The sequence below is a fragment of the Ruegeria sp. AD5 genome (assembly GCF_056542345.1).
Map to the genome: position 1 here is coordinate 891,262 of NZ_JBQFZR010000001.1, position 26,095 is coordinate 917,356.

32 protein-coding genes and 1 pseudogene are annotated in these 26,095 nt (G+C 55.6%); 3 read left to right on the forward strand and 30 right to left on the reverse strand.

Annotation, left to right across the window (positions count from 1 at the left end):
• The first annotated feature begins 336 nt into the window (after positions 1-336).
• From ACR0JG_RS04480 to ACR0JG_RS04490, 3 genes are all read left to right on the forward strand, one after another.
• Positions 337-3,918, forward strand: coding sequence for an adenylate/guanylate cyclase domain-containing protein (locus ACR0JG_RS04480; RefSeq protein ID WP_480567803.1), 3,582 nt, complete (start codon positions 337-339; stop codon positions 3,916-3,918).
• A gap of 26 nt (positions 3,919-3,944) precedes the next feature.
• Positions 3,945-4,202 (forward strand): DUF4242 domain-containing protein, encoded by a 258-nt coding sequence (locus ACR0JG_RS04485; protein WP_058283661.1) that lies wholly within the window; start codon positions 3,945-3,947, stop codon positions 4,200-4,202.
• 117 nt (positions 4,203-4,319) lie between these two features.
• Positions 4,320-5,735 (forward strand): FAD-binding oxidoreductase, encoded by a 1,416-nt coding sequence (locus ACR0JG_RS04490; protein ID WP_480567806.1) that lies wholly within the window; start codon positions 4,320-4,322, stop codon positions 5,733-5,735.
• A gap of 276 nt (positions 5,736-6,011) precedes the next feature.
• Here ACR0JG_RS04490 and rpmD read toward each other — a convergent pair whose 3' ends face one another.
• From rpmD to fusA, 30 genes and pseudogenes are all read right to left on the reverse strand, one after another.
• Entirely contained in the window at positions 6,012-6,200 is a 189-nt protein-coding gene (rpmD, locus tag ACR0JG_RS04495) for a 50S ribosomal protein L30 (protein ID WP_170402795.1), read from the reverse strand.
• A gap of 12 nt (positions 6,201-6,212) precedes the next feature.
• Positions 6,213-6,782: a 30S ribosomal protein S5 gene (rpsE, locus tag ACR0JG_RS04500; protein WP_155148691.1), complete on the reverse strand. Its 570-nt coding sequence runs from the start codon at positions 6,780-6,782 to the stop codon at positions 6,213-6,215.
• 116 nt (positions 6,783-6,898) lie between these two features.
• Positions 6,899-7,258, reverse strand: a complete 360-nt coding sequence (gene rplR / locus ACR0JG_RS04505) for a 50S ribosomal protein L18 (RefSeq protein WP_170392895.1) — start codon at positions 7,256-7,258, stop codon at positions 6,899-6,901.
• Between the two features lie 11 nt (positions 7,259-7,269).
• Entirely contained in the window at positions 7,270-7,803 is a 534-nt protein-coding gene (gene rplF / locus ACR0JG_RS04510; RefSeq protein WP_170392896.1) for a 50S ribosomal protein L6, read from the reverse strand.
• Positions 7,804-7,814: 11 nt separating this feature from the next.
• Positions 7,815-8,207, reverse strand: coding sequence for a 30S ribosomal protein S8 (gene rpsH / locus ACR0JG_RS04515; protein ID WP_010437099.1), 393 nt, complete (start codon positions 8,205-8,207; stop codon positions 7,815-7,817).
• Between the two features lie 13 nt (positions 8,208-8,220).
• Positions 8,221-8,526, reverse strand: coding sequence for a 30S ribosomal protein S14 (rpsN, locus tag ACR0JG_RS04520; RefSeq protein ID WP_010437098.1), 306 nt, complete (start codon positions 8,524-8,526; stop codon positions 8,221-8,223).
• Between the two features lie 19 nt (positions 8,527-8,545).
• On the reverse strand, positions 8,546-9,106 hold the full coding sequence (rplE, locus tag ACR0JG_RS04525) for a 50S ribosomal protein L5 (RefSeq protein WP_170392897.1): 561 nt from the start codon (positions 9,104-9,106) through the stop codon (positions 8,546-8,548).
• Positions 9,099-9,410, reverse strand: coding sequence for a 50S ribosomal protein L24 (gene rplX, locus ACR0JG_RS04530; protein ID WP_170419374.1), 312 nt, complete (start codon positions 9,408-9,410; stop codon positions 9,099-9,101). The genes rplE and rplX overlap by 8 nt, the downstream gene beginning before the upstream one ends.
• A gap of 2 nt (positions 9,411-9,412) precedes the next feature.
• A complete protein-coding gene (gene rplN / locus ACR0JG_RS04535) occupies positions 9,413-9,781 on the reverse strand; it encodes a 50S ribosomal protein L14 (RefSeq protein ID WP_008757934.1) in 369 nt (122 codons plus the stop codon).
• Between the two features lie 75 nt (positions 9,782-9,856).
• Entirely contained in the window at positions 9,857-10,087 is a 231-nt protein-coding gene (rpsQ, locus tag ACR0JG_RS04540; protein ID WP_068340771.1) for a 30S ribosomal protein S17, read from the reverse strand.
• 4 nt (positions 10,088-10,091) lie between these two features.
• Positions 10,092-10,298 carry a 50S ribosomal protein L29 gene (gene rpmC, locus ACR0JG_RS04545; RefSeq protein WP_010437082.1) on the reverse strand — a complete coding sequence of 69 codons (207 nt, stop codon included), beginning with the start codon at positions 10,296-10,298 and terminating at the stop codon, positions 10,092-10,094.
• 271 nt (positions 10,299-10,569) lie between these two features.
• Complete coding sequence (locus ACR0JG_RS04550; RefSeq protein ID WP_170597784.1) at positions 10,570-11,352, reverse strand: SDR family NAD(P)-dependent oxidoreductase; 783 nt, start codon at positions 11,350-11,352, stop codon at positions 10,570-10,572.
• A gap of 54 nt (positions 11,353-11,406) precedes the next feature.
• Positions 11,407-12,027 carry a 2OG-Fe(II) oxygenase family protein gene (locus ACR0JG_RS04555; RefSeq protein ID WP_170609980.1) on the reverse strand — a complete coding sequence of 207 codons (621 nt, stop codon included), beginning with the start codon at positions 12,025-12,027 and terminating at the stop codon, positions 11,407-11,409.
• 40 nt (positions 12,028-12,067) lie between these two features.
• Entirely contained in the window at positions 12,068-12,616 is a 549-nt protein-coding gene (locus tag ACR0JG_RS04560) for an amino acid synthesis family protein (protein ID WP_170663177.1), read from the reverse strand.
• A gap of 160 nt (positions 12,617-12,776) precedes the next feature.
• Positions 12,777-13,190, reverse strand: coding sequence for a 50S ribosomal protein L16 (gene rplP / locus ACR0JG_RS04565; RefSeq protein ID WP_039538270.1), 414 nt, complete (start codon positions 13,188-13,190; stop codon positions 12,777-12,779).
• Positions 13,191-13,202: 12 nt separating this feature from the next.
• Positions 13,203-13,913, reverse strand: a complete 711-nt coding sequence (gene rpsC / locus ACR0JG_RS04570) for a 30S ribosomal protein S3 (RefSeq protein ID WP_008758042.1) — start codon at positions 13,911-13,913, stop codon at positions 13,203-13,205.
• The gene (gene rplV, locus ACR0JG_RS04575) at positions 13,913-14,293 is read right to left on the reverse strand and encodes a 50S ribosomal protein L22 (protein ID WP_039538267.1); all 381 of its coding nucleotides are present in this window, start codon (positions 14,291-14,293) and stop codon (positions 13,913-13,915) included. Before rplV ends, rpsC begins: the two co-directional genes overlap by 1 nt.
• 3 nt (positions 14,294-14,296) lie before the next feature.
• The gene (gene rpsS, locus ACR0JG_RS04580) at positions 14,297-14,575 is read right to left on the reverse strand and encodes a 30S ribosomal protein S19 (RefSeq protein WP_010437056.1); all 279 of its coding nucleotides are present in this window, start codon (positions 14,573-14,575) and stop codon (positions 14,297-14,299) included.
• Between the two features lie 3 nt (positions 14,576-14,578).
• Positions 14,579-15,421 carry a 50S ribosomal protein L2 gene (gene rplB / locus ACR0JG_RS04585; RefSeq protein WP_008757664.1) on the reverse strand — a complete coding sequence of 281 codons (843 nt, stop codon included), beginning with the start codon at positions 15,419-15,421 and terminating at the stop codon, positions 14,579-14,581.
• A 307-nt stretch (positions 15,422-15,728) separates the two neighbouring features.
• Positions 15,729-16,763 (reverse strand): fatty acid desaturase, encoded by a 1,035-nt coding sequence (locus tag ACR0JG_RS04590; protein ID WP_480567811.1) that lies wholly within the window; start codon positions 16,761-16,763, stop codon positions 15,729-15,731.
• A gap of 251 nt (positions 16,764-17,014) precedes the next feature.
• Positions 17,015-17,647, reverse strand: coding sequence for a hypothetical protein (locus ACR0JG_RS04595; protein ID WP_480567814.1), 633 nt, complete (start codon positions 17,645-17,647; stop codon positions 17,015-17,017).
• On the reverse strand, positions 17,644-17,940 hold the full coding sequence (locus ACR0JG_RS04600; protein ID WP_010437040.1) for a 50S ribosomal protein L23: 297 nt from the start codon (positions 17,938-17,940) through the stop codon (positions 17,644-17,646). Before ACR0JG_RS04600 ends, ACR0JG_RS04595 begins: the two co-directional genes overlap by 4 nt.
• Positions 17,937-18,554, reverse strand: a complete 618-nt coding sequence (gene rplD / locus ACR0JG_RS04605) for a 50S ribosomal protein L4 (protein ID WP_010437039.1) — start codon at positions 18,552-18,554, stop codon at positions 17,937-17,939. Before rplD ends, ACR0JG_RS04600 begins: the two co-directional genes overlap by 4 nt.
• Positions 18,551-19,276 carry a 50S ribosomal protein L3 gene (gene rplC, locus ACR0JG_RS04610; protein WP_039538255.1) on the reverse strand — a complete coding sequence of 242 codons (726 nt, stop codon included), beginning with the start codon at positions 19,274-19,276 and terminating at the stop codon, positions 18,551-18,553. The genes rplD and rplC overlap by 4 nt, the downstream gene beginning before the upstream one ends.
• Before the next feature lie 18 nt (positions 19,277-19,294).
• Positions 19,295-19,609, reverse strand: coding sequence for a 30S ribosomal protein S10 (gene rpsJ / locus ACR0JG_RS04615; RefSeq protein ID WP_008756422.1), 315 nt, complete (start codon positions 19,607-19,609; stop codon positions 19,295-19,297).
• A 185-nt stretch (positions 19,610-19,794) separates the two neighbouring features.
• Positions 19,795-20,451 (reverse strand): hypothetical protein, encoded by a 657-nt coding sequence (locus ACR0JG_RS04620; protein ID WP_480567817.1) that lies wholly within the window; start codon positions 20,449-20,451, stop codon positions 19,795-19,797.
• Between the two features lie 163 nt (positions 20,452-20,614).
• A pseudogene (locus ACR0JG_RS04625) lies at positions 20,615-20,758 on the reverse strand (EF-Tu C-terminal domain-related protein); the annotation flags it as partial.
• Positions 20,759-20,785: 27 nt separating this feature from the next.
• A complete protein-coding gene (locus ACR0JG_RS04630) occupies positions 20,786-22,498 on the reverse strand; it encodes an amidohydrolase (protein ID WP_480503737.1) in 1,713 nt (570 codons plus the stop codon).
• Between the two features lie 238 nt (positions 22,499-22,736).
• Positions 22,737-23,912 carry an elongation factor Tu gene (gene tuf / locus ACR0JG_RS04635; RefSeq protein WP_010441214.1) on the reverse strand — a complete coding sequence of 392 codons (1,176 nt, stop codon included), beginning with the start codon at positions 23,910-23,912 and terminating at the stop codon, positions 22,737-22,739.
• Positions 23,913-23,972: 60 nt separating this feature from the next.
• Complete coding sequence (gene fusA, locus ACR0JG_RS04640; RefSeq protein WP_170328783.1) at positions 23,973-26,090, reverse strand: elongation factor G; 2,118 nt, start codon at positions 26,088-26,090, stop codon at positions 23,973-23,975.
• Between the last annotated feature and the right edge of the window lie 5 nt (positions 26,091-26,095).

Sequence of the window (26,095 nt, forward strand, 5' to 3'; positions counted from 1 at the left end):
AAGTCAGTTTGTTGGGATGTGTGATAACGGCCCCTTAGCTGCCATTTGGCCCGGCCATCTGATGCCGCGGCGCGGCCCGTCGAACCTCCCGTTCGCTGCAAGCGCAAAATCTCAGGCCAGCCAATTTCGCACAATGCGGACAAAGTCGCCTTCAAAGGCAAAACATCAAACGCGTGCAGCCAATCAGCCAGTCGTGTAAATCTAGAACGCGGTGGCAAGAGCCGGAATTGTAGAGTGACCCGAAGATAAATGAAAGCAGACTCCATTCATTGAATAGTCAGTTCATTTTGAAAGCGTTTTCTTGATTAGTGCCGCGTATCTCAGCATGATCCAAAGATGTCGGCTGAAATAGACAAATGGTTAATTGATCTCGACCTGAGTCAGTACGCAGATGTTTTTGCGGAAAACGATATTGATGCGCGTGTTCTGCCACTACTATCTGGCGACGACTTAAAAGAGCTCGGAGTAAGCCTTGGTCACCGCAAAATCATCCTCGCTGCAATTCACGAGCTAGTCGGCCAACAGCAGGCAGCCTCGCCTTCACAAGCAGCTCGTGAACAAGCGCCCACCTCCGTCAATTCACAAAGTGATGATCCGCGCAAACAGAAGCATGTCGAACCGCCTACTGCAGAGAGGCGTCACGTAACTGTTTTGTTTGCCGATCTTGTCGGTTCGACTGAACTCACCAATCGCTTTGATCCCGAAGACATGCGGGACTTGCTACAAAACTATCAAGATGCCGTTGCAGGAGCCGTGAGCCGATATGGTGGCTACGTTGCAAAGTATTTGGGCGATGGTCTGCTCGTGTTTTTCGGATGGCCGCGGGCTTTCGAAGATCACGCAATTCGGGCGGTAAAAGCTAGTCTTGAGTCTGTTCACCGAGTCAAAGAACTCAAAACGCCTGACGGAGAGCCTTTGTCAGTCAGACTGGGAGTTGCGAGTGGTGATGTTGTGGTCGGCGATACCATTGGCGAAAATACATATGAGGAGGGGGCCATGACTGGTCCGGTCGTCAATCTTGCAGCACGGATTCAAGAACATGCAGAGCCAAACTCAGTCGTTTTGTCAGTTGAGGAAACCGAGACAGCTTTACATCGGATATTTGAGTTTAAATCTCTTGGGCAGGCAGAGCTTAAGGGGTTTGCTGAACCACGTAGTCTTCAGAAAGTGATGTCAGAACGCAGCGCGGAAAGCCGGTTTCAGGCCTCACATCGAGACGATGTCGACAGCGTCATGGTTGGCCGGGACTACGAAAAGGGAATTTTGCTGCAATCATGGCAGCGTGCTCAGAATGGCCACGGAGAAGTTGTTCTGCTCTCCGGTGAAGCCGGAATAGGAAAGTCGCGGCTTACAGAGGAATTCCTTGCTGAAATCACCGAAAACGACGAAGTCGATGTCATAAGGCTGAACTGTTCCCCCTATCTCAGCAGCAGCCCCTTTCACCCGGTAGCCCAACGAATATCCCAGGATGCGGGTGTTGAACCGGACTTTGATGACAATCTGATCCTTGAGCATGTCAGAAAAATGCTTGAAGGACGACCAGGGTTGGACTGGGAACAAGTTCTGCCTGTCTTTGCAGCGTTGGTCGCACCGCGTAGTGCGCTTGCCCAAAAGGTGCTCGAGATGTCACCGCAGGAGCAGCGCGACATAACAATCCAAACATTGATCCACACGGTGCAGGTGCGGTCAAGCGTACGTCCGGTTATGCTGTGCGTAGAAGATGCTCATTGGATCGATCCTTCCACACAAGCATTGTTGGAGCGGTTTAAGTCGATATGCACCGATCTTCCTCTGATGATCTTGATAACCCACAGACCCGGGTGGGAATTGGCCCGTGATGATGGGGACACACACGTTCAGTCTCTGGTTTTGCGCCGTTTCGATTCTGCGCATGTCTCAAACCTTGTCGAAAATATTACAGGCAAGAGACCGGACGAAGCTCTGATCTCTACAATAATTGAAAAAACCGATGGTGTTCCGCTATTCGTGGAAGAAGTGACCCGAGCCATTGTCGAATCCGGCGAGCAGGGGCAAGGCTACATACCATCGTCATTGAAAGGCGCGTTGATGGCGCGGCTCGACGCAGTTTCGCCAGAGGCAAAACAGGTTGCCCTTACAGGATCGGTTATTGGCCGGGAGTTTGAGCCGAGCATACTATGTGCCGCGAAAGGCTTTGAAGAATCTGATATCAACAAAAGCCTCGAAGAGCTTTCGCGAACAGGCCTGATCTTTGAAAGCGGGCACAATCGCGGGCACTTCGTTTTCCGCCATGCCCTTATTCGCGATACCGCCTATCAATCCATGTTGAGTTCAACCCGGAGGCAACAGCACGCAGACGTCGCGCGTGCTTTGATGCGGATAAGGTCATCTGAGATTGAGCGCCGCCCTGAACTGATCGCGCGCCACCTATCTGAGGCTGAGGACTGGAGTGCCGCGTTTGAAAAATGGCAGATTGCGACAGAAATGGCGTTGGTGCGATCCGCGAGCCAAGAAGCGATGACGAACGCCAAGGAAACTTTAAGAGCTGCCGAAAAACTTGGCTCAGACACCAATTCAGAATTGATCAAAGGCAAGATTCTAGTCGGCCGCAGCCATGACAGTCTGGGCCAATTGCCAGAAGGGATAGCAGTTCTGAAGGACGCTTCCAACGCGGCCCTGGCGGTGCGCAACGTGGAGCTAGCGGCTGACGCAGCCAATCACTTCGCTGACTCTTGCATGATGTCCAGCGAAAGGCACAGCGAGGCGATCGAACTCTGTGATAATGCGCTGAAAGGTTTGCCCGATGATGATGAAGTCCGTCGGTGCAGATTGATGAGCCAACTTGCGCGCGCCCATATGTTTGTAGGTCAGTTTTCCGAAGGTGCCCGCTTCGGCCAGCAATCCATGGAACTGGCCGCAAAATTGGGCGACTATAAATCCCAGTTCTCAGTAATGATGATGCATTTTGGGGCACCCTTTGTTGCGCGTAAGGGAAGAGAAACCCGCCATTGGCGCGAAAATCTGGAGGCTATGCATGGTGTGGCCGAACATCTTGGCAGTATCGATCAGGGTCGAGACCGGACTCTCAGCTTGTTTGTAGGTGCCGAGATGGCAGACCGTGAGTTGATGGACCATTCTCTGGGCTTGCTCACCGAGATTTCGGAAAAGGACAATCATTTGCAACTCTACTGGGTTCAGAAACACGCACAGGCCATGGTTGCAATTATGGACGGCGATTTTGGCCAAGCGGAAAAACACGCCACCGAGGCCGTGAAGATCGGTCGAAAGACCCATGGGGAGCATGTTGAGGGCGTCTACGGGGTTCAGATGTTCACTATCCGCCGCGAGCAAAACCGGCTGCACGAGGTCGCGCCTGTGATCAAGAAATTGATGACGGACAGTCCCGAAGACATTTCGTGGAGACCAGGATTTGGCCTTATCGCGGCCGAGCTCGGATACAAGGAACCCGCTGAACGTATACTGAATGAAATGGCCGACAATGGCTTCAATCTTCCACTCGACGCTATGTATTCAACGACCTTATCTTATCTGACTGACATATGTGTCGCCATTGAACATCAGGAACATGCCAAGACGCTCTATGATTTACTGGCTCCGTACGAAGAACTGACGATTACTGCAGGGGCAACTACGGTGTGCGCAGGTGCGGCGGCGCGACGCCTCGGCAGTTTGGGCACGGTTTTGAAAGACTGGGATGCTGCTGAGATGATGTTCCAGAAGGCTATAGAAATTGACACTCGCATGAAATGCCCACCTTGGATCGCTCACAGCAAGGCAGCTTATGCATCCGCATTGAGGCGAAGGGGACGCCCGAAGGATGTGGAACAGGCGTTTCAACTGGAAGGGGAAGCGTTGGCAATTTCGCAAGATTTGGGTATGGTTTCCCTAACGTCAAAACTCGAAGGTGTAGCGAGTTAAGGCACTTGAATTATTTGGGGGACTTTATGCCTAGGTACATAATTGAACGAAACTTTGCCGAGCAACTAAACGTCAGCGATGATGACAAAATTCACATCAAAGAAATCAATGACGAAGTCGGCGTTGAATGGATATTTTCATTTCTCAGTGCAGATAAGCGCAAAACATACTGCTTGTACGAAGCCCCTGATGAGGAGAGCCTCAGGAAGGCGGCTGAGCGCCTGAATATTCCTGCCGATGTCATAACACCCGTGGATCGGATTGATCCGGCAATATTCGCCTGACCAGCAGCCAATTTTACCCTCCTCAATGAAACGACTTCGCGAGACAACGCGACGGAATTAACAATTAGCTGAGGCAGCCCTGCAAGAAGCCTGACCTGACTATTGGGAGGCTTACGCATGTTTGACCTGAAAACACTCGACGGAAGTACAGCTATTGTGCATCAAGACACCTTGGACGCTCTTGATGCATCACTTCGCGGCGGGGTCTACCAGAAAGGCACCCCGGAATACGAAGACGCAAGAACGACGTGGAACAGCATGTTCGAACGTTACCCAGGTTTCGTGATCCGCGCTCTGGGGGCAAGCGATGTGCAGAAGGCAGTGAATTTCGTGCGAGAGACCGACCTCGTTATGTCAGTTCGGTCAGGTGGGCATCAGATTGCTGGGCACGCTGTCGCAGATGAAACTGTGATGCTCGATCTGTCCCAGATGCGATCTGTTCACGTCGACCCTGTCAACAAGACCGCTCGGGTTGCGCCGGGAGCACTGCTTGGAGATGTGGATCGCGAAACTCAGGCCCATGGGCTTGCCGTTCCCGTTGGCATCAACTCAACCACGGGCATCGCGGGCCTCACCCTTGGCGGCGGCTTTGGATGGACCACTCGGAAATTTGGCATGACGATCGACAACCTGCTCTCAGCGGAAGTCGTGACTGCGGACGGAGCTATTGTAACTGCATCCCTTACAAGTCATCCTGAACTTTTCTGGGCTATCCGCGGTGGGGGTGGAAACTTCGGTGTCGTAACCTCATTTGAATTCCAACTGCATGAGCTAGGACCCGATGTCCTGTCCGGCCTCATAGTTCATCCGATAGAAAATGCGCCAGAGCTCCTCGCTGAATTTGCTACGATTGCAGACAATTCCCCGGATGAGCTGACCGTCTGGAGCGTGATGCGGAAAGCGCCTCCTCTACCGTTTCTGCCAGCTGAGTGGCATGGGCGAGAGGTGCTGGTCTTTGCAGCCTGCTATAGCGGGCCGATGGAGGAAGGTGAAAAAGCTATGGCAGCATTACGCGCGCTAGGTGACCCAATCGCCGATGTGATATCTCCCCACAAATTCGTAGACTGGCAGGCCGCTTTTGATCCTTTGTTGACGCCAGGCGCCAGAAATTACTGGAAGAGCCATGATTTCGATGCGCTTTCTTCGGATGCAATCTCAGGACTCTTGGGAGCGATTTCCAGCCTTCCTGACCCGGCGTGTGAAGTTTTTATTGCCCATGTGGGCGGAGCAATGGCGCGCGTCGAGGCCGGTTCAACCGCTTATCCCCAAAGATCTGCTCACTTCATCATGAATGTTCACACGCGTTGGGAGGACCCTAGCAAAGATGCTCAATGTATCGAATGGGCGCGCAAGCTATACGACCAGATGCAACCGCATGCGAGCGGTAGTGCATATGTCAATTTCATGCCGGAAGACGAAGCAGATCACATGACCGGAGCGTATGGCGAGAATGGCGAGAAACTGTCTAAGATAAAGCGTAGTTATGACCCCACCAACTTGTTCAGGGTTAACCACAATATCTTGCCTGCTTGATGGAATTCAGAACTGCATAAACTGATCCAGATTGATGTTGAGAATTTTGCCTTGGCGTCGCGCCGCATTTCTAGTTGGCTAGTTTTCAGGCCAAGTGGAGCATCCAAGCGACGATCGCGCTGATAATCATGCAACCAATGGGTTGTGGTTTCCGTAGATACGGCCAAGAATTTCAAAATGTGTCCGCTTTGGGCTCAAAGCGGACAAACACAATCGCAAACACGAAAAAAGCCCCCGAATCTTCGGGGGCCTTTCAATTCGCGAAAGAGACTGCGCTTAGCCGCGCTCTTCGATGATCTCAACCAGATGCGGGATCTTGTTGACCATACCGCGGACCGAAGGTGTGTCTTCCAGTTCACGGGTTTTGTTCATCTTGTTCAGGCCCAGGCCGATCAGGGTTGCGCGCTGTTCGGCGGGGCGGCGGATCGGGGAGCCGATCTGCTTGACGACGATGGTTTTTGCCATGGGTCGCTCTCCTTATGCTTCTGCTTCAGCAGCAGCCGGTGCTTCGTCCCGCTTGGGCAGGATGTCAGCAACCTTTTTGCCACGACGTGCGGCAACCGAACGCGGGCTCTGCTCTTTTTGCAGGCCGTTGATGGTGGCACGGATCATGTTGTACGGGTTCTGCGAGCCCAGCGACTTGGAAACAACGTCCTTAACGCCCAGCATTTCGAACACAGCACGCATCGGACCACCGGCGATGATACCGGTACCTTCAGGTGCGGTGCGCATAACCACTTTACCGGCGCCGTGACGGCCCTCGATGTCGTGGTGCAGCGTACGACCTTCGCGCAGTTGCACGCGGATCATCTGACGCTTGGCTTGTTCAGTCGCCTTGCGGATGGCCTCAGGTACTTCTTTCGCTTTACCTTTGCCAAAGCCGACGCGGCCTTTCTGATCACCGACAACCACCAGAGCGGCGAAGCCAAAGCGCTTACCACCTTTTACGGTTTTCGACACGCGGTTGATTGCGACCAGACGATCTGCAAATTCCGGCGCTTCTTCACGATCGCGGCCACGGCCCCGACGGTTTTCACGTTCTGCCATTTGGCATCCCTTTTCTCATGTGGCGCATGCGGCGCCGTTTAGTTCAATCCAAGTGAGCCCCGACTGTCGCCGAGGCCCCCGGATCATCGGGGCAGCCGCAAAGCTGCCCGCAAGTCTTAGATCTTCAGACCACCTTCACGCGCGGCGTCGGCCAGAGCCTTCACCTTGCCGTGGAACAGGAAGCCGCCACGATCGAAATAGGCCTCTTCGACGCCTGCCTTTTTGGCGCGCTCGGCGATGGCCGCGCCCACTTTGGTGGCCGCTTCGACGTTGTTCTTGCCCACAACGCCCAGATCCTTTTCCAGGGTCGAGGCTGCGGCCAGGGTCACGCCACGTACGTCGTCGATCAGCTGAACAGAGATGTTCTTGTTCGAACGGTGTACGGACAGACGGGGACGACCCGCGTTGACCTTGCGAAGTTTGTTCCGAACGCGCAGGCGGCGCTTCAGAAACAGGGTTCTTTTGCTGTTTGCCATTGTCTGCGTCCTTACTTCTTCTTGCCTTCCTTGCGGAAGATGAACTCGCCCTTATAGCGGATGCCCTTGCCTTTGTACGGCTCGGGACGGCGCCATTCGCGGATTTTGGCCGCGACTTCGCCCACCTGCTGCTGGTCGATACCTTCCACAACGATCTCGGTCTGCTTCGGCGCGGTGATGGTGACACCTTCCGGAGCAGTGAAATCAACATCGTGGCTGTAGCCTAGGTTCAGCTTCAGGGTATTACCCTGCATCTGAGCCCGGTAACCAACACCCTGGATCTCCAGCTCTTTTTTGAAGCCGTTTGTTACGCCTTCAACAAGATTAGCGACCATGGTGCGGCTCATGCCCCACTGCTGTCGCGCACGCTTGGACATGCCACGGGGATCGATCTTGACCACGTTGTCTTCAACCGACAACGTAACGTCGTCGGTGGCGGTGAAGCTACGAGTGCCTTTCGGACCTTTCACTTCGATGGTCTGACCCGACACAGAGGCGGTAACGCCGCTGGGCAGCTCGACCGGTTTTTTACCAATACGAGACATTGCAGACCTCCTTAGAAGACGGTGCAGAGCACTTCGCCGCCAACATTGTTGGAGCGAGCGTTTGCGTCCGACATCACACCTTTCGGAGTGCTGACAATCGACACGCCCAGACCCTGACGGACCTGCGGGATGTCATTGACGCCCATGTAGACGCGACGGCCAGGCTTGGAAACCCGCTTGAGTTCGCGAATAACAGGGGTGCCTTCGTAGTATTTCAGGCTGATTTCGATGGCCGGATGACCGTTTTCACCGGTCGTCGCTTCGTAGCCACGGATGTAACCTTCGTCCGCCAGCACGTCCAGAACCCAGCCGCGCAGCTTAGAAGCCGGGGTGGAAACGGTGGACTTGCCGCGCATTTGCGCGTTGCGGATACGGGTGAGCATATCGCCGATAGGATCATTCATATCTATGTCTCCCTTACCAGCTCGATTTCACCATGCCGGGGATCTGACCAGCAGAACCCAGCTCGCGCAGCGCGATACGGCTGACCTTCAGCTTACGGTAGTAAGCGTGGGGACGACCGGTCAGCTGACAACGGTTGTGCAGACGGGTAGCCGAGCTGTTGCGCGGCAGTTTCGCCAGTTTCAGACGCGCTTTGAAACGCTCTTCCATCGGCTTGCTCTCGTCATTCGCGATTTCTTTCAGCTCGGCACGCTTTGCGGCATATTTGGCCACCAGGCGTTCGCGCTTCTTCTCGCGTTCGATCATTGCTTTTTTAGCCATGTCTCAATCCTCCCGGCGCTTACGCGTTGAACGGCATGTTGAATGCTTTCAACAATGCCTTTGCTTCAGCGTCGGTTTTCGCTGTGGTGGCAATTACGATATCCAGGCCCCAGACTTCATCGACCTTGTCGAAATCAATCTCAGGGAACACGATGTGCTCTTTCATGCCCATGGCAAAGTTGCCACGACCATCGAAAGACGGCTTCACACCGCGGAAGTCACGAACGCGAGGCATCGCGATAGTGATCAGACGATCCAGGAATTCGTACATCCGGTCACCGCGCAGGGTCACTTTCGCACCCAGCGGCATGTCTTCACGGACGCGGAAACCCGCGATCGACTTCTTCGCCTTGGTTGCAACGGCCTTCTGGCCAGCAATCGCAGTCAGATCCTCGACAGCAGCTTTCGCTTTCTTCGAGTCTTTGACGGCCTCAGCACCACAACCGATGTTCAGAACGATTTTTTCCAGCTTGGGCAGCTGCATGTCGTTCTTGTAGCCGAACTCTTCTTTCAGAGCGGCACGGATGGTTTCGGCGTACTGAGCTTTCAGACGCGGGGTGTAGGTTGCGTTATCAAGCATCGATCACGTCCCCCGTGGTCTTGGCGAAACGCACCTTCTTGTCGCCTTCCATGCGGAAGCCAACGCGGGTTGCTTTGCCGTTCTTGTCCAGCAGTGCCAGGTTCGACAGTTCAACCGGGTTTGCCTGAGGCAAACGGCCGCCCTGGCTGTTCTGGGTCTGGCGGGTGTGGCGGATGGCGATGTTGATGCCATCAACAACAGCTTTACCGGCTTTAGGGTCAACCGAGGTGATAGTTCCCTCTTTGCCCTTGTCCTTGCCGGCCAGCACGACGACCTTGTCGCCTTTGCGGAGTTTAGCAGCCATGATTACAGCACCTCCGGAGCCAGCGAGATGATTTTCATGAAGTTCTTGCCGCGCAGTTCACGAACAACGGGGCCAAAGATACGGGTACCTACGGGCTCGTTGTTGTTGTTCAGGATGACGGCGGCGTTGCGATCGAAACGGATCGCTGTGCCGTCTTCACGACGGACTTCCTTGGCGGTGCGTACGACGACGGCCTTGCGGACGTCACCTTTCTTCACGCGGCCGCGCGGGATGGCTTCCTTCACCGAGACGACAATGATGTCGCCCACGGAGGCGTATTTACGCTTGGAACCACCCAGGACCTTGATGCACTGAACTCGGCGTGCGCCGGAGTTGTCAGCGACATCCAGATTGGTCTGCATCTGGATCATGTGGTTTCTCCCGACCTGTGGGGGCTGGTCTCGTTAAATCCCCCAGGGTTTCGACAAATGAAAAGTCTTGGGGGCTTACGCCTCCAGAACCTCCCAACGTTTCGTCTTCGATTTCGGCGCGCATTCGATGATGCGTACGGTGTCACCGACCTTGAAGGCGTTCTTTTCATCGTGAGCCCGGTATTTCTTGGACTTACGGATGGTTTTCTTCAGAACCGGATGCGTAAAGCGGCGCTCGACGGATACGGTTACGGTCTGTTCGTTGGCGTCGCTGGTCACGGTGCCTTGCAGGATACGCTTGGGCATCTGATTACTCCTCGGATGCCGCAGCAGCGGCCTTTTCGTTCAGAATGGTTTTGACACGGGCAGCGTTGCGGCGGGCCGCTTTGATGCCGGCTGTGTTTTCCAGCTGACCGGTTGCCTGTTGAAAGCGCAGGTTAAAGCTTTCTTTCTTCAGGTTGGCCAGTTCCTCGCGGAGCTGGTCCGGGGTCTTGTCACGCAGTTCTTGGGCGTTCATCGCCTTTTCCTTTGCTCAAAACACCAGAAGGCCCCCTTACAGGGTCACCTTTGACCTGGTGGATGAATGATAGACATACGAATCGCCCGACAACGCCGGGAGATCGCAGGATGCCGCCGTATAAGGGTTTGGGGGGTGGGTGGCAAGGGAAAGTTTCAAACCGTGTTCGGGCAGATGAAACTACCTGTTTCCAAATTACCGCCGCCCTCTGAAACCGGGCAGCAGATCACTACTGCGACCTTTCTGGATCCCGACAAACGCGGCCAAGTGCTCAGGCACCTTTCTCCTGCATTTTCCGAACCATTTTCAGGCGCGCGCGTCGCGGCAGCAACGGCATGACCCAACCCAGCACAAACGCGAGCGACTTATCGTTGATCACCGTGAGCTTCCCATCGATCATGGCGTCATAGCCCACTTTGGCCACGGCCTCAGCGGTCGCCCCTTTTTGGGCAACTAGCTTCGTGCCCTCAAGATTTGCAGCAGCAGCAAATTCGGTCACGACATAGCCCGGCTCCAGCGCCGTCACAGTGACGCCCTTACCTTTCAGCTCCTCCGCGAGCGCCTGACTGAAACTCGAAACATAGGCCTTGGTGGCAAAATAGGTCGCCTGCAATGGACCCGGCATATGCGCCGCAGTCGAACTGACATTCAGTATCTTTCCGCCACCGCCACTGATCATATCCCTGCCGAACAGATGACACAGAGAGACAAGGGCTTCGACGTTCAGCCGGATCATATCCAGATCGTCCGAAAGGCGGCGATCCAAAAAAGCCCCATGCCCTCCGAATCCAGCATTGTTGATCAGGTAGTCGACCGTCAGGTCTTTGCACTTGACGGCCTCATAAAGTTTTTCCGCGCCTCCAACAGCACCCAGATCAAGCGGAATGGCAGTGACAGTAACATCGTGGGCTGCCTCAAGCTCTGATCTGAGGGCATCTAACGCATCTCCGCGTCGCGCACTGATGATCAGATTGCCGCCTCGCGACGCATGATAACGTGCCAATTCCCGACCAATTCCGGCTGATGCGCCTGTGACGAGAGCTGTTTTGGTCATAGTATCCTCCGACGAAGTAGCTGGAGCGCTTTCACCTTGACGCTTTAAGACGCTTCACTCCCATTTATAGTTGAAGCTAACAGAAATCCGCTCGTCCTCGGCCATATTCATCGGCACCTCGTGGCGCAGCCAGCTTTCCCACAGCAGGACGTCGCCCACCTGTGGCTTCATGTAGATGAAAGGCTGTAATTCCCGACGCCCGCCTTTCAGCCTCGTCGGGGCGGCCATCATACGGCCCGAACGCGGGTCTTCCAGTTTCAGTGCACTGGCCCCTTCCGGCATGGACACATAGGTCGTGCCCGAAATGACACTGTGAGGGTGCAGGTGACTGGCATGCATTCCGCCCTCGGGCAGGATATTGATCCACAGATCCTCAAGCTTCAACGCGCGGTCGTCCAGATCAAACTCCAAATCCTTGGCGAAAGCCGCGACGTGCTGATCCAGCACTTTGACAAGATCGGCAAATATCGGAAATCGCCAAGGCAAATCGGTCAGCGAAGCATAACTGGTGTAGCCGGGATACGCGTTCGCTTCACACCAGTCCTGCCCGGCCTCATCATCTTCAGCAATGACGAAGCATGAACTTTCCAATTCCTCCGCGTCGATCCTGGGATCGAACTCGGACAGGGCTGCGCGATAGAGTCGTGTGACGAAGAGTGATTCAATTTGTGCCATGGGCCGGGCATATCCCAGCCTTCTCGGCAAGACCAGCCGCTTAGGTCTTGATGGGCCCTTTGCCACAGCGCGGTATCGGGCGACCTCCGTCGGCATAGGCGAGGCACAGCACGATCTCATCCGGTTTCGGCGCATCTGGGATGTTCAGCGTCATCGTGTCGAAATGATCGAACGACCACGGATTGTCCTTGTGCCCCAGCGGAAGATCAATCGCGCAACCCGGCGCGCCCAGCTTGGCGTTGGACGGTATCACCGCCTCACCTCCGCCCACCGCAGCGCGCATGGGCGCACCGAGTTTGGGGTGGATCACCGCCCCGCCCTGCTCAAGATCGCCGTTCATGCCGACAATCGCGGCTTTGCCGTACGAAACCGGCGGCCCATCAAGCTGAGAAACTGCCTCAGCGGCGAGTTCCAAACCCAGAATGGCGCCGATCTCGAACAACTCTGAAAGATCGTCCGAGAAGTGCCCGGCCAGAGGGTTCTGCATCACCGCCAGCGCTGCAACCCGACTGATCGGATCACAAGGCTGGCCCAACTGGTCGGTGGTTATGACTTCCTTAATGAGCATCTTTTTGCGCAGCTGAACCATAGGACCCTCCCATTCCTGCAAGCTAGCCTAGGGGTGCGGCAGAGGGAGGTCGACGTTTTTCACGATCCACGAAGCACGGGCTGCCGAGCCAAAAGAAAACCCCCGCCGGTTTCCCGACGAGGGTCATTCTTGTAACGAGTGGGGTCAAAGCCCCAATCGCTTACCAGTCTTCGCGGACCACAACGCGGGTCTTGATCGGCAGCTTCATCGCGGCCAGGCGCAGGGCCTCGCGGGCGATGTCGTCATTGACGCCGTCAATTTCGAACATCACACGACCGGGCTTTACTTTCGCTGCCCAGAAGTCAACGGAGCCTTTACCTTTACCCATACGGACTTCGGTCGGCTTCGAGGTCACGGGAGTATCCGGGAAGATCCGGATCCAGACGCGGCCTTGACGTTTCATGTGACGGGTCATGGCACGACGTGCAGCTTCGATCTGACGCGCGGTGACGCGCTCGGGCTGCAGTGCTTTCAGACCGTAGGTGCCAAAGTTCAGATCGGAACCGCCTTTGGCGAGCCCCTTGATCCGGCCTTTGTGCATCTTGCGGAATTTAGTACGCTTTGGTTGAAGCATATCTTTCCCTCCTTAGCGACGACCGCCACCAGCACCACGAGGTGCAGGGCCGTCCTGGAGTTCCTGTGCTTTACGGTCACGTGCCTGCGGATCGTGCTCCATGATCTCACCTTTGAAGATCCAGACCTTGATCCCGATGATCCCGTAAGGAGTCATCGCTTCGGCATGTGCGTAATCGATGTCGGCACGCAGGGTGTGCAGAGGCACGCGGCCTTCGCGGTACCACTCGGTCCGTGCGATTTCGGCGCCACCCAGACGACCAGCGACGTTCACCCGGATACCCAGGGCGCCCATGCGCATGGCGTTCTGAACCGAGCGCTTCATCGCGCGGCGGAACGAGACGCGGCGCTCCAGCTGCTGAGCAATGGACTCGGCAACCAGCTGCGCGTCAAGCTCGGGCTTGCGCACTTCAACGATGTTCAGGTGCAGTTCGCTGTCGGTCATACGAGCAAGCTTTTTGCGCAGAACTTCGATGTCTGCACCTTTCTTGCCGATGATGACACCGGGACGAGCCGTGTGGATCGTGACGCGGCACTTCTTGTGCGGACGTTCGATGATCACACGGGCAACACCGGCCTGCTTGCACTCTTTGTTGATGAACTCACGGATTTTGAGGTCTTCCAGCAGAAGATCACCGTAGTCCTTGGTGTCGGCGTACCAGCGGCTGTCCCAGGTGCGGTTGACCTGAAGGCGCATGCCGATCGGATTGACTTTATGTCCCATTAGGCTTGCTCCTCAACTTGACGCACCTTGATGGTGATCTCCGAGAACGGCTTCATGATCTTGCCGAAACGGCCACGGGCACGCGGACGACCGCGCTTCATGACCAGGTTCTTGCCAACCCAGGCTTCGGCGACGATCAGTTCGTCGACATCCAGGTTGTGGTTGTTCTCGGCGTTGGCGATTGCAGACTGCAGGCACTTCTTGACGTCCTGCGCGACACGCTTGTTCGAGAAAGTCAGGTCGGTCAGAGCCTTCTCAACTTTCTTGCCGCGGATCATCTGCGCAACCAGGTTCAGTTTCTGCGGGCTAGTACGGAGCATGCGCGTTTTCGCCATTGCTTCGTTTTCAGCCACGCGGCGGGGGTTCTTTTCCTTGCCCATGACTTACTTCCGCTTCGCTTTTTTGTCAGCGGCGTGACCGTAATAGGTACGAGTCGGCGAGTATTCACCGAACTTCTGACCGATCATGTCTTCCGAGACGTTGACGGGGATATGCTTATGGCCGTTGTACACACCAAAGGTCAGACCCACGAACTGGGGCAGAATGGTGGAACGACGCGACCAAATCTTGATGACTTCGTTGCGGCCCGACTCGCGCGCTGCTTCGGCTTTTTTCAGCACGTAAGCATCGACGAAAGGACCCTTCCAAACAGAGCGAGACATAGATTAACGTCCCTTCTTCTTGGCGTGCCGCGAGCGGATGATCAGCTTCTGGGACGCTTTGTTCTTGTTGCGGGTACGCTTACCCTTGGTGTCCTTACCCCACGGAGTAACCGGCGTACGGCCACCCGAGGTACGACCTTCACCACCACCGTGCGGGTGGTCGATCGGGTTCATTGCAACACCACGAACCGACGGACGAACGCCCTTGTGGCGCATACGACCGGCTTTACCGAGGTTTTGGTTGCTGTTGTCGGGGTTGGACACGGCACCAACGGTGGCCATGCATTCCTGACGGACCATGCGCAGCTCGCCCGAGCTCAGACGGATCTGAGCGTAGCCGCCATCGCGACCAACGAACTGAGCGTAAGTACCGGCCGCACGTGCGATCTGACCGCCTTTACCAGGCTTCATCTCGATGTTGTGGACGATGGTACCAATGGGCATGCCCGAGAAGGGCATTGCGTTGCCCGGCTTGATGTCGGCCTTGGCGGATGCCACGACTTTGTCACCAACAGCCAGACGCTGCGGAGCCAGGATATATGCCTGCTCGCCGTCTTCGTATTTTACCAGTGCGATGAATGCGGTCCGGTTCGGGTCATATTCGATCCGCTCGACGGTTGCCGCGACATCAAATTTGTTCCGTTTGAAGTCAACGATCCGGTAGAGACGCTTTGCGCCACCGCCGCGGCGGCGTGAAGTGATCCGTCCGGTGTTGTTCCGGCCGCCCGATTTGGTCAAACCCTCTGTGAGAGACTTGACCGGACGTCCTTTCCAAAGCTCCGAACGGTCGATCAGCACCAGCCCGCGCTGGCCCGGCGTCGTCGGCTTGTACGACTTGAGTGCCATGCTTTCTGTCTTCCGTTTAGCAAGTGCAGGGATTTCCCCGCTATGTGATAGGCCCCCGTAGGTGCCAAGGGTATAGGGCCCCGAAGGTCCCCGGTTACAAATATCAGAGGCCCCGGAACGAATCCGAGGCCGCAAGATTGGGAGCGTGTAGCAGTGTTGAGGATGGGTGTCTATAGGGTGCGGCCCAAGATTCTTATGGAGACCAAAGAAAAAGGCACCGCAACATTTGCCCCAGGTTCCAATTTCGCAAGTCGCGCGATCAGTGGGTATTGCTTATCCGGCCGGAAGAACTCAGGTAACTTGCCACTCACTGATACAATGCGCGAACCTCGGCGAAGGACAACAGGCGGCGGTGTTTTTCGTCCCACAGGTGCAACCGCGCGTTGGCAATGCTCTCACGAATGGTCATCCTGTTGCTGTTTGCCAACTCGTCGTGATCGCGCAGCACTTCGGTCAGGCGGTAGAACGGAATGCGGCTGTACAGATGGTGCACGTGGTGGATGCCGATATTGGCACTGAACCACTGTAGCACCGGCGGCAGAACATAATGCGAGCTTCCGTGCAGGGCCGCCTCGTGCAACTGCCAATCCTTGTCCGATTCCCAATGCGTTTCTTCGAATTGGTGCTGAACATAAAACAGCCATACTCCTGCAGTTGCCGCAATCAGGGTTGAGGGCAGAAAAATCAGTAGGACCGGCATCAAGCCGCCATAGTAGTAGACAGCAAAAAGTGCGGTCAGAATAGCTATATTGGTGCCCATCGCGCTGACCCAGAACCGAGCGTTACCAGTTAAACCCAAGGGCAGACGGTTTTGGAGCAGGAACAAATAGCCGGGACCAAGTACGAACAGTGTGACCGGATTGCGGTAAACGCGATACCAGAACCGGTTCATGGGAGACTTGGATTGGTACTCAGCCACTGTCAGCGTGTGGATATCCCCCATTCCCCGCTTATCCAAGTTACCCGAACTGTTGTGATGGTAAGAATGAGTGCGGCGCCAGACATCATAAGGTGTAAGGGTCAGCACCCCGATCACCCGTCCAACCCAGTCGCTGACTGTCCGGTTCTTGAAGAACGCCCTGTGCCCGCAATCGTGTTGGATCGCAAACAGGCGCAGCAGGAAGGCCGCATTCAGGACCGCAATGGCAAATGCCAGCCAGTAGCTGATGGATAATGCCATCCAGGACAGCGCCCAAAGCACAAAGAATGGGATAATGCTGACACCCAGCTCAAAGGAACTGCGCCATTGATTAGGTTCGCGGTATTTGGCAAGCGTCGAAACCCAATCCCGCGCGGCAGTTCTATCCGGGTTTTCCCGGGTCGAGAGAGAGGTTTCGGTCATGCGCCTGCCATGTCTTTTGTTTGTTGGAAGCCGGATAGACTACCCGCGCGACATAGCAAGCGAATTGTGCAAATTATGAGAGTTTAGCGCTCAAATTTTTGTGTCGCCGCGTAAGAACAACCCCCATGAGCACGCCACTTACCTCTCCCCAAAGACGCGTCCAATCACGGACCGCCGGATATATCGATGTGTGGTCTCTCTTCCAGGGTTGCACGTGCTTCTGAAGCGTTTCTGATGAGTCAACACAACTCTTACCCCAACGACCGCCTTCTGCAGAGCGGCTCAGACTCTACCGCGATACGTTGCTTGAGTTTGATATGACCCAAAACCTCGCGAAATGCGCGGTGCTTGGGTTTGCCTTCCAGATAATCCGCCAGTTTGAGCAGGTTGATCGGGTGCTTCGTAATTAACGTCTCGATCCGCTGCACCGCTTCGTCCAGCACGTAGTGATCCACGTACTGGCAGGCCACCTGTGTGGGCGTAAGGAGACAGTAATCCTGCGGGCGTTTCTCAGTATAGCGCGTGATGTCGAAGGGCGACGCACCGAGGGCGTGGAACTTGGGGATGTGCACACGCATCTCGGCCTCGACGTGTTCCAACACCGTACCCGAGGTCTGGCGAAACCCCAGCGGACCAAGCTTACCGACCACATGATTGCGCATCGCCGGAGAGATCATGTCCACATCCGCCCGGTCGTATTTCAGATCGTCGAAAACCGACAAAAGCCCCAGCTTTTCATCGGCGATCTGAAAATAGGGCTCGGCGCTGAAAGCCCGCATCTTCTCCAACAACTGCGCACGCGCAGTTTCAGGGTCCGAAACGAAATCGGCCCCGGCGGGTTGAACCGCCGGGGCCGTGAATAGTCGCAGTAAGCGTCGGATCAAAGGCCGGTGCTCACGTCGATTGTGTTACCCTCTTCCAGGGTCACATATGCTTTTTTGACGTCTTTCCGACGGCCCAGCTGGCCGCGGAACCGCTTGACCTTGCCTTTGGTCACAGTGGTGTTCACCGCTTTGACCTTCACACCAAACAGAGCCTCAACGGCCTCTTTGATTTGCGGCTTGTTACTGTCGATCGCCACTTCAAAGACAACCGCGCCGTTTTCAGACGCCATGGTCGACTTTTCGGTGATGACCGGCTTGCGGATCACGTCGTAGTGTTCTGCCTTCGCGCTCATTTCAGACGAGCCTCCAGTGCTTCGACAGCCGCTTTGGTGAGCACCAGAGTGTCACGCTTGAGGATGTCATAGACGTTTGCGCCCATCGACGGCAGGATATCCAGACCTTCGATGTTCTTGGACGCTTTCAGGAACCCTTCGTTCACGGTCGCGCCGTCGATGACCAGAGCACGTTTCCAGCCCAGGTTTGCAACCTGTTTGGCCAGAGCGGCGGTCTTGCCTTCGGCTTCGGCGTTTTCGATCACAACCAGTTCACCGGCCTTGGCTTTCGCCGACAGAGCGTGGCGCAGGCCAAGCTTGCGGAACTTCTTCGGCAGGTCATGACCGTGCGAACGCACGACGGGGCCTTTGTAGATACCACCACCACGGAAGATCGGCGCGTTACGGTCACCATGGCGTGCGCCACCGGTGCCCTTCTGGCGATAGATCTTCTTGGTCGAGTAGCTGGTTTCCGAGCGGGTCTTGACCTTGTGAGTGCCAGCCTGCGCGTTGTTGCGCTGCCAACGGACCACACGGTGCAGGATGTCCGCGCGCGGCTCAAGGCCGAACAGGTCCGCATCCAGCTCGATGTTGCCGGCTTTGCCGCCGTCCAGTTTGATTACATCAAGTTTCATGCTTCACCACCTTCCGCGGGAGCTTCTTCCGCAGGTGCTTCAGTTGCAGCACCTTTTACGGCTGCCGGGAAAGGCAGGCCTTCCGGTGCTTTCTTCTTGACGGCGTCCTTGACGGTGACCCAGCCCGATTTCGGTCCGGGAACGGCGCCTTTGATGAAGACCAGGTTCCGGTCGGCGTCGGTTTTGACAACTTCCAGGTTCTGGGTGGTAACACGGGCAGCACCCATGTGACCGGCCATCTTCTTGCCTTTGAACACCTTGCCCGGGTCCTGACACTGACCTGTCGAACCGTGCGAACGGTGGCTGATCGAAACACCGTGCGAGGCGCGCAGACCACCAAAGTTCCAACGCTTCATTGCACCGGCAAAGCCTTTACCGATCGAGGTGCCCGAAACGTCAACTTTCTGACCTTCCAGGAAGTGTTCTGCCGAAATCTCGGCGCCCACATCGATCAGGCCATCTTCAGAGACGCGGAACTCGGCCAGCTTACGCTTGGGCTCGACCTTGGCAGCGGCATAGTGACCGCGCATGGCCTTCGAGGTGCGTTTTGCTTTGGCAGCACCGGCGCCCAGCTGAACGGCAGTGTAGCCGTCTTTGTCAGCGGTGCGCTGTGCAACAACCTGCAGGTTGTCCAGGTGAAGAACGGTCACAGGGATCTGCTTGCCGTCTTCCATGAACAGGCGGGTCATGCCAACTTTTTTTGCGATAATACCAGAGCGCATAATCTATACCCTCCGATCTTACGACTGCAGCTTGATCTCGACATCCACACCAGCAGCGAGGTCGAGCTTCATCAGCGCGTCAACGGTCTGGGGGGTCGGATCAACGATGTCCAAGAGACGCTTGTGCGTGCGGATCTCGAACTGGTCGCGGGATTTCTTGTCAACGTGAGGGCCACGGAGAACCGTGAACTTCTCGATCTTGTTCGGCAGCGGGATCGGGCCGCGCACGTTCGCGCCGGTCCGCTTGGCAGTGTTGACGATCTCTTGCGTGCTGGCATCCAGAACGCGATAGTCAAATGCCTTCAGCCGAATACGGATGTTTTGGCTTTGCATAGATACAGCCTTTTATCAGGCGTTGAGGTTGAGAGGAGGACAGACGCGCATCGCCAACCCTCATCGAACCCAAAAGGCGGGAATCACCCCGCCTTGATGTTCTTGTTGAGAACTCGCGCGTATTAGTGGGGTTGGTGGGGTTTGGCAAGTGTATTCGTAATTAAGTCGGTTTCGAGAAGAGATCTTTAGTTATTCTGTTTTTCCATCCATGTTTCGATCATCGCATCCCACTCTTCGACCGACATCGGCCTTTTGTTCTCAGATGGGTAATCTTGCTGGTACTCAAGAATTTCACTGGATCGTCTTGCCGCGATTGTTTGGGCGACAAACTCGGATGCGGCTCCTTCAAAAAAATCGCTGATTGGCGCGTTTACGTTCGCGCTATTGGTGAATATTGATGAGCGTTTGAAGATAGTTGCCGCGTAGTTGAAACTGTAACGACTTTTGCCCTCGGCACCACCCAACGTTAAATTGACCAGAGTCTGGACATCAAATGTCGCGCTGATTGCACATATACCGCTTGAGGTGCGAAAACCAAATGCTGACAACGTCGTAACAACTGTTTCGAAGTTTAGAAACTTCGGTTCATAATCGGGCACGAAAATTTCGTTCGCTTCGTAAGTCAGGTAAACTCGCGAACGTATCGACGATGAATTTGTCCAGCAATTGTCCGTAACTTCATCAGCGACTTTCAGAGTGCTTTTTCTAATGAGACCAAGTTCTCCACCCCAATTGACAGACTTAGGAATGTCATCAAAATCCTCATTCTGTGCCGTTGCAACTGAACCACAAAGCAGCGTTATAGTCGTCGACATCAATAGTCGGCTAAACGGAATTTTCATCACAATGCTTTCGCCTAAAAAGTGAAATGGTCTAAACGTTTTTTCAGAGTGGTGCGAGCATGTCGAGGCAGACTTGATATTGACCGTAAAAAAAGCTGCCCCGGTTTGGGACGGCCTGCTTTAGTCTTGTCGATGTGCCGGGCTGAACCCCGACCTACCGTGATTACTCGATGACTTTCGACACAACACCGGCGCCGACAGTGCGACCGCCTTCGCGGATCGCGAAGCGCAGACCGTCTTCCATCGCGATCGGCGCGATCAGCTCAACGGTGAAGCCAAAGCTGTCGCCGGATAAAACCAATTCGGTGACGTCTCAGTTCCCAAAACCCACAGGCTAGTTCCTAACAAGCCACGGGGCTTCAACCTTCATGCCTTGATAGACCGCGTGCATGAAAAGGTGTGCAATCACAGGGTCATTTGAAAATGGCGAGAATTGCAGATTTCCCTCTCTGACATCGCCTTCCGCTTCATAGACCACCTCGTCGCCTTTAATCGTTACACGCACTTCAAGCTCCGCCAGTGTTTCCGGATCGACGGCAGTAGGATCGTCCGACAAAATCACAAAGTCCGCGACTTTTCCAACTTCGATAGACCCCTTCTCGTCTTCTTCAAAATGCTGCCAGGCGGGCCAGATTGTCATGGCTTTCAAGGCGGTCATAACGTCGACTCTTTGATGGGGACCCAAAATGTCACCAGACCGTGTGCGGCGGGTTACCGTCGCGGCGAGAACACGCATGCTGTTCGGAAAGGCGACCGGCGCATCGTGATGCGTGCCGAACTTCATGCCACGCTCGTGCAGCCATCCTGTAGGCGAAATATTTTCTGCGTTTATCGGCCCGACCGTATGATCCCGGTGCCAATCGCCCCAATAGAACGTATGCATCGGAAAGAGCGACGGAAACACACCAAGGCGCTTAAGGCTTGCGACTTGATCCTCGCGAAGAAACTGACCGTGAATCAGAACTGGGCGGTTGCCAGGATCGCCATACTTGATCTGTGCCTCTTCGAGTGCAGCAATCAGCATGTCAGATGCCCCTTCACCGTTGGAATGCACGAGGATTTGGAAATCGTTGTCGTAACACCAATTCACCGCGTCCTGGAGTTGCTCCATCGTGATGGCTGCGTATCCTGCGTAGCCGGCAGCATAGTTCCCAACCGGATCATAATAGGGTCGATCCCTTAAAGCGGTGAAACCTTGCGGCGAGCCATCAATTGTAAGTTTACAGCCCCCGACCCGAACCCTGTTTTCGTAGCTTTTCGAAGTGTTCGCACCAATAAACTCTTTCGACTCAAGAACATCCGGGAAGGCTACTACATCGATTGGAAGAGCTTCTTCCGCAGCAACTTTCCTGAGAACCTCGACAATCTGACCTGATGATCGGCCTTCCTGCCCGGTCGTATATCCAAACTTTGCCCAAAGGTCGGTTCCAGCTCGGGCAAATGCTGCCAGACCCTCTTCACCCAGATTTCCCAGCAAGGGAACGAGAACAGAAAAGAACGCGTACTCCTCCAGAACACCGTTTGGCTCTCCGGCCTCATCGCGTTGGATCACCCCGCCCGGAGGTGCTTCGGAAGCCGCCGTTATACCAGCTAATTCCAAAGCTTTCGAGTTTGCGACACCTATATGCCCAGACTGATGAATAATGACGACCGGCAAGTCCTCAGACACAATGTCCAGCTCTTGTCGTGTTGGGTGACGGAGTTCCTTTAATTGAGCATTATCGTAACCAAAACCGATGATCATTTTGACCTGCTCAACGGCTTGCGCATTCTCCTCGGCCCAGTCAGTCAGCGTGGATTGCAGACTGGCGATATCAATGACATCCCCGTCCGGTGGCGCAAGAAGGTTAGCGGACAGGGCTTGCAGGCCGCCCATGACGACATGTCCGTGGCTATCAACGAAACCCGGAAGCATCGCGCGCCCTTCCAGATCATAGGTTTCGGTTTCCTCACCCTGATGCACCGACAAGTCAGATAGCGACCCGACCGCAAGAATGCGCCCGTCTTTGACTGCGACAGCTTCGGCGGACGGAGCCGTATCGTTCATCGTTACAATTGGCCCGCCCAAATAGATCCGATCCGCAATCTGTTGTGAGGACGCAGAGGTAGATGAGAAAGCAACCGCTGCGACAAGACAAACTGAACGCGCCCAAAAGTGCATCTTATGACCTCTTTCTAATTGCAATGTCTCAATACGAAAGAAGTTAGCATTACTGTTGGCTTAGGCAAAAACGAAAAAGGGCGCCCCGAGGGACGCCCTTTCTTTGTATATTCGCTTACGCGGATTACTCGATGATTTTCGAGACGACGCCGGCGCCGACGGTGCGGCCGCCTTCGCGGATCGCAAAGCGCAGGCCGTCTTCCATCGCGATCGGGGCGATCAGCTCGACGGTGAAGCCGACGTTGTCGCCGGGCATAACCATCTCGGTGCCAGCCGCCAGGGTCACGGTGCCGGTCACGTCAGTTGTACGGAAGTAGAACTGCGGACGGTAGTTCGCAAAGAACGGGGTGTGACGACCGCCTTCTTCCTTGGTCAGGATGTAGGCTTCGGCTTCGAACTTGGTGTGCGGTGTAACCGAACCCGGCTTACACAGAACCTGGCCACGCTCAACGCCGTCACGGTCGATACCGCGCAGCAGTGCGCCGATGTTGTCGCCCGCTTCACCGCGATCCAGCAGCTTGCGGAACATTTCAACACCAGTACAGGTGGTTTTCTGAGTGTCACGGATGCCGACGATTTCGATCTCGTCGCCAACATTGATCACGCCACGCTCGACACGGCCGGTCACAACGGTACCACGGCCCGAGATCGAGAACACGTCTTCGACCGGCATCAGGAACGGCTTGTCAACTTCACGCTCAGGGGTGTCGATGTAGTCATCAACAGCCGCCATCAGTTCCTTGATCTTCTCTTCGCCGATTTCCGGGTTGTTGCCTTCCATCGCGGCCAGAGCCGAACCTGCGATGATCGGAATATCGTCGCCGGGGTATTCGTAGCTGGACAGCAGTTCGCGAACTTCCATCTCAACCAGTTCCAGCAGCTCTTCGTCGTCAACCTGGTCAACTTTGTTCATGAACACGACCATCTTCGGGATGCCAACCTGGCGGCCCAGCAGGATGTGCTCGCGGGTCTGCGGCATCGGGCCGTCAGCTGCGTTCACAACCAGGATCGCGCCGTCCATCTGGGCAGCACCGGTGATCATGTTCTTGACGTAGTCGGCGTGGCCGGGGCAGTCGACATGCGCATAGTGGCGGTTGTCGGTCTCGTACTCCACGTGGGCGGTCGAGATGGTGATGCCACGTGCTTTTTCTTCAGGCGCGCCGTCAATCTGGTCATACGCTTTGAAGTCACCAAAATACTTGGTGATTGCTGCGGTCAGCGTGGTCTTGCCGTGGTCAACGTGGCCAATCGTGCCGATGTTGACGTGCGGCTTATTACGCTCAAACTTTTCCTTTGCCATGATGGCCTCCTTTTTCGGTAATGAAGGGAGCGCGTTAGCCGCGCTCCCTCAAATCTTCGCTTATGCGTATTTCGCCTGAATCTCGTCCGAGATGTTCTGCGGAACCGGATCGTAGTGGTCGAACTGCATGGTGAACTGGGCACGGCCCGACGACATCGAACGCAGAGTGTTGATGTAGCCGAACATGTTCGCCAGCGGAACGAACGCGTCAATCGCGATCGCGTTGCCGCGCGGTTCCTGACCAGATACCTGGCCACGACGCGAGGTCAGGTCGCCGATGATACCGCCGGTGTATTCTTCCGGGGTGATCACTTCGACCTTCATGATCGGTTCAAGCAGTTTCGCGCCAGCTTTGCGCATGCCTTCACGCATACACATCCGCGATGCGATTTCGAACGCCAGAACGCTCGAGTCAACGTCGTGGAACTTACCGTCCAGCAGGGCAACCTTGAAGTCGATCACGGGGAAGCCAGCCAGCGGGCCGCTATCCATGACCGAGTTGATGCCTTTTTCAACACCCGGGATGTATTCCTTCGGAACGGCGCCGCCAACGATGCGACTTTCGAACGAATAGCCTTCGCCTGCCTCGGTCGGCTGGATCTCCAGCTTGACTTCCGCGAACTGACCCGAACCACCCGACTGTTTCTTGTGGGTGTAGGTGTGCTCGACCGGCATCGAGATGGTTTCACGATAGGCCACCTGAGGTGCACCGATGTTCGCTTCAACCTTGAACTCGCGCTTCAGACGGTCAACCAGGATGTCCAGGTGAAGTTCGCCCATGCCCTTCATGATGGTCTGACCGGATTCCAGATCAGTTTCCACACGGAAGGACGGGTCTTCGGCGGCCAGACGGGCCAGACCCTGAGACATCTTCTCTTGGTCGCCCTTGGTTTTGGGCTCAACCGCGATCTCGATCACCGGATCGGGGAAGGTCATGGTTTCAAGAACCACCGGATCCTTCGCGTCACACAGGGTATCACCGGTGGTGGTGTCTTTCAGACCCGCCAGCGCGATGATGTCGCCTGCAAACGCTTCTTCGATCTCTTCCCGGTTGTTCGAGTGCATCATCATCATACGACCGATGCGCTCTTTCTTACCTTTGGTCGAGTTCAGGATCGAGTCACCCTTGTTCATGGTGCCCGAGTAGATGCGAGTGAAGGTCAGCGAGCCAACGAAGGGGTCGTTCATAATTTTGAACGCCAGGCCCGAGAAGGCCATATCATCGTCTGCACGACGGGCGATGTCACGAACTTCTTCCTCGTCGCCGGGTTTGAAGCCCATGTAATCAACAACGTCCAGCGGGCTGGGCAGATAGTCGATCACAGCGTTGAGCAGCGGCTGAACGCCTTTGTTCTTGAACGCCGAACCACCCAGAACCGGAACGAACGCGATTTCCAGAGTACCTTTGCGCAGCAGGGCGCGCAGGGTCGGAACGTCGGGCTCATTGCCTTCCAGGTATTCCATCATCGCGTCGTCGTCCATTTCGACGGCCGCTTCGATCATCTTGCCGCGCCATTCGTCAGCCATGTCTTTCAGGCTGTCGCGGATAGGAGCTTTGATCCAGCTTGCGCCCAGATCTTCGCCCTGCCACAGCCACTCTTCCATGGTGACCAGGTCGATCAGGCCTTCCAGCTCGGACTCGGCACCGATCGGAATACCAACCGGAACAGCGCGTGCGCCGGTGCGGTCTTCGATCATGTTGACGCAGTTGAAGAAGTCAGCGCCGATCTTGTCCATTTTGTTGACGAAAACCATACGCGGAACCTTGTAGCGGTCAGCCTGACGCCACACGGTTTCGGTCTGGGGCTCAACACCGGCGTTTGCGTCCAGAACGCAGACAGCACCGTCGAGAACCGCCAGCGAACGCTCAACTTCGATGGTGAAGTCAACGTGGCCGGGGGTGTCGATGATGTTCAGGCGGTGCTTAGGAGTTTCTGCGGTCTGACCGTCCTCGGTGCGTTCCCAGAAAGTGGTGGTCGCAGCCGAAGTGATGGTGATGCCGCGTTCCTGCTCCTGCTCCATCCAGTCCATGGTGGCTGCACCATCGTGCACCTCACCGATGTTGTGGGATTTACCAGTGTAATACAGGATACGCTCCGAGCAGGTGGTCTTACCTGCGTCGATGTGCGCCATGATACCGAAGTTACGGTACAGTTCGAGCGGATATTCGCGTGCCATTGGTC

Bases quoted from the DNA above. Each gene is read 5' to 3' on its own strand.
- ACR0JG_RS04480 (WP_480567803.1), top strand. From the start codon at position 337: ATGTCGGCTGAAATAGACAAATGGTTAATTGATCTCGACCTGAGTCAG.
- ACR0JG_RS04485 (WP_058283661.1), top strand. From the start codon at position 3,945: ATGCCTAGGTACATAATTGAACGAAACTTTGCCGAGCAACTAAACGTC.
- ACR0JG_RS04490 (WP_480567806.1), top strand. From the start codon at position 4,320: ATGTTTGACCTGAAAACACTCGACGGAAGTACAGCTATTGTGCATCAA.
- rpmD (WP_170402795.1), bottom strand. From the start codon at position 6,200: ATGGCAAAAACCATCGTCGTCAAGCAGATCGGCTCCCCGATCCGCCGC.
- rpsE (WP_155148691.1), bottom strand. From the start codon at position 6,782: ATGGCAGAACGTGAAAACCGTCGGGGCCGTGGCCGCGATCGTGAAGAA.
- rplR (WP_170392895.1), bottom strand. From the start codon at position 7,258: ATGGCAAACAGCAAAAGAACCCTGTTTCTGAAGCGCCGCCTGCGCGTT.
- rplF (WP_170392896.1), bottom strand. From the start codon at position 7,803: ATGTCTCGTATTGGTAAAAAACCGGTCGAGCTGCCCAGCGGCGTTACC.
- rpsH (WP_010437099.1), bottom strand. From the start codon at position 8,207: ATGAATGATCCTATCGGCGATATGCTCACCCGTATCCGCAACGCGCAA.
- rpsN (WP_010437098.1), bottom strand. From the start codon at position 8,526: ATGGCTAAAAAAGCAATGATCGAACGCGAGAAGAAGCGCGAACGCCTG.
- rplE (WP_170392897.1), bottom strand. From the start codon at position 9,106: ATGCTTGATAACGCAACCTACACCCCGCGTCTGAAAGCTCAGTACGCC.
- rplX (WP_170419374.1), bottom strand. From the start codon at position 9,410: ATGGCTGCTAAACTCCGCAAAGGCGACAAGGTCGTCGTGCTGGCCGGC.
- rplN (WP_008757934.1), bottom strand. From the start codon at position 9,781: ATGATCCAGATGCAGACCAATCTGGATGTCGCTGACAACTCCGGCGCA.
- rpsQ (WP_068340771.1), bottom strand. From the start codon at position 10,087: ATGCCCAAGCGTATCCTGCAAGGCACCGTGACCAGCGACGCCAACGAA.
- rpmC (WP_010437082.1), bottom strand. From the start codon at position 10,298: ATGAACGCCCAAGAACTGCGTGACAAGACCCCGGACCAGCTCCGCGAG.
- ACR0JG_RS04550 (WP_170597784.1), bottom strand. From the start codon at position 11,352: ATGACCAAAACAGCTCTCGTCACAGGCGCATCAGCCGGAATTGGTCGG.
- ACR0JG_RS04555 (WP_170609980.1), bottom strand. From the start codon at position 12,027: ATGGCACAAATTGAATCACTCTTCGTCACACGACTCTATCGCGCAGCC.
- ACR0JG_RS04560 (WP_170663177.1), bottom strand. From the start codon at position 12,616: ATGGTTCAGCTGCGCAAAAAGATGCTCATTAAGGAAGTCATAACCACC.
- rplP (WP_039538270.1), bottom strand. From the start codon at position 13,190: ATGCTTCAACCAAAGCGTACTAAATTCCGCAAGATGCACAAAGGCCGG.
- rpsC (WP_008758042.1), bottom strand. From the start codon at position 13,913: ATGGGACATAAAGTCAATCCGATCGGCATGCGCCTTCAGGTCAACCGC.
- rplV (WP_039538267.1), bottom strand. From the start codon at position 14,293: ATGGGCAAGGAAAAGAACCCCCGCCGCGTGGCTGAAAACGAAGCAATG.
- rpsS (WP_010437056.1), bottom strand. From the start codon at position 14,575: ATGTCTCGCTCTGTTTGGAAGGGTCCTTTCGTCGATGCTTACGTGCTG.
- rplB (WP_008757664.1), bottom strand. From the start codon at position 15,421: ATGGCACTCAAGTCGTACAAGCCGACGACGCCGGGCCAGCGCGGGCTG.
- ACR0JG_RS04590 (WP_480567811.1), bottom strand. From the start codon at position 16,763: ATGACCGAAACCTCTCTCTCGACCCGGGAAAACCCGGATAGAACTGCC.
- ACR0JG_RS04600 (WP_010437040.1), bottom strand. From the start codon at position 17,940: ATGAGCGCGAAGGCAGAACACTACGACGTGATCCGCAAGCCGGTCATC.
- rplD (WP_010437039.1), bottom strand. From the start codon at position 18,554: ATGAAACTTGATGTAATCAAACTGGACGGCGGCAAAGCCGGCAACATC.
- rplC (WP_039538255.1), bottom strand. From the start codon at position 19,276: ATGCGCTCTGGTATTATCGCAAAAAAAGTTGGCATGACCCGCCTGTTC.
- rpsJ (WP_008756422.1), bottom strand. From the start codon at position 19,609: ATGCAAAGCCAAAACATCCGTATTCGGCTGAAGGCATTTGACTATCGC.
- ACR0JG_RS04620 (WP_480567817.1), bottom strand. From the start codon at position 20,451: ATGAAAATTCCGTTTAGCCGACTATTGATGTCGACGACTATAACGCTG.
- ACR0JG_RS04630 (WP_480503737.1), bottom strand. From the start codon at position 22,498: ATGAACGATACGGCTCCGTCCGCCGAAGCTGTCGCAGTCAAAGACGGG.
- tuf (WP_010441214.1), bottom strand. From the start codon at position 23,912: ATGGCAAAGGAAAAGTTTGAGCGTAATAAGCCGCACGTCAACATCGGC.
- fusA (WP_170328783.1), bottom strand. From the start codon at position 26,090: ATGGCACGCGAATATCCGCTCGAACTGTACCGTAACTTCGGTATCATG.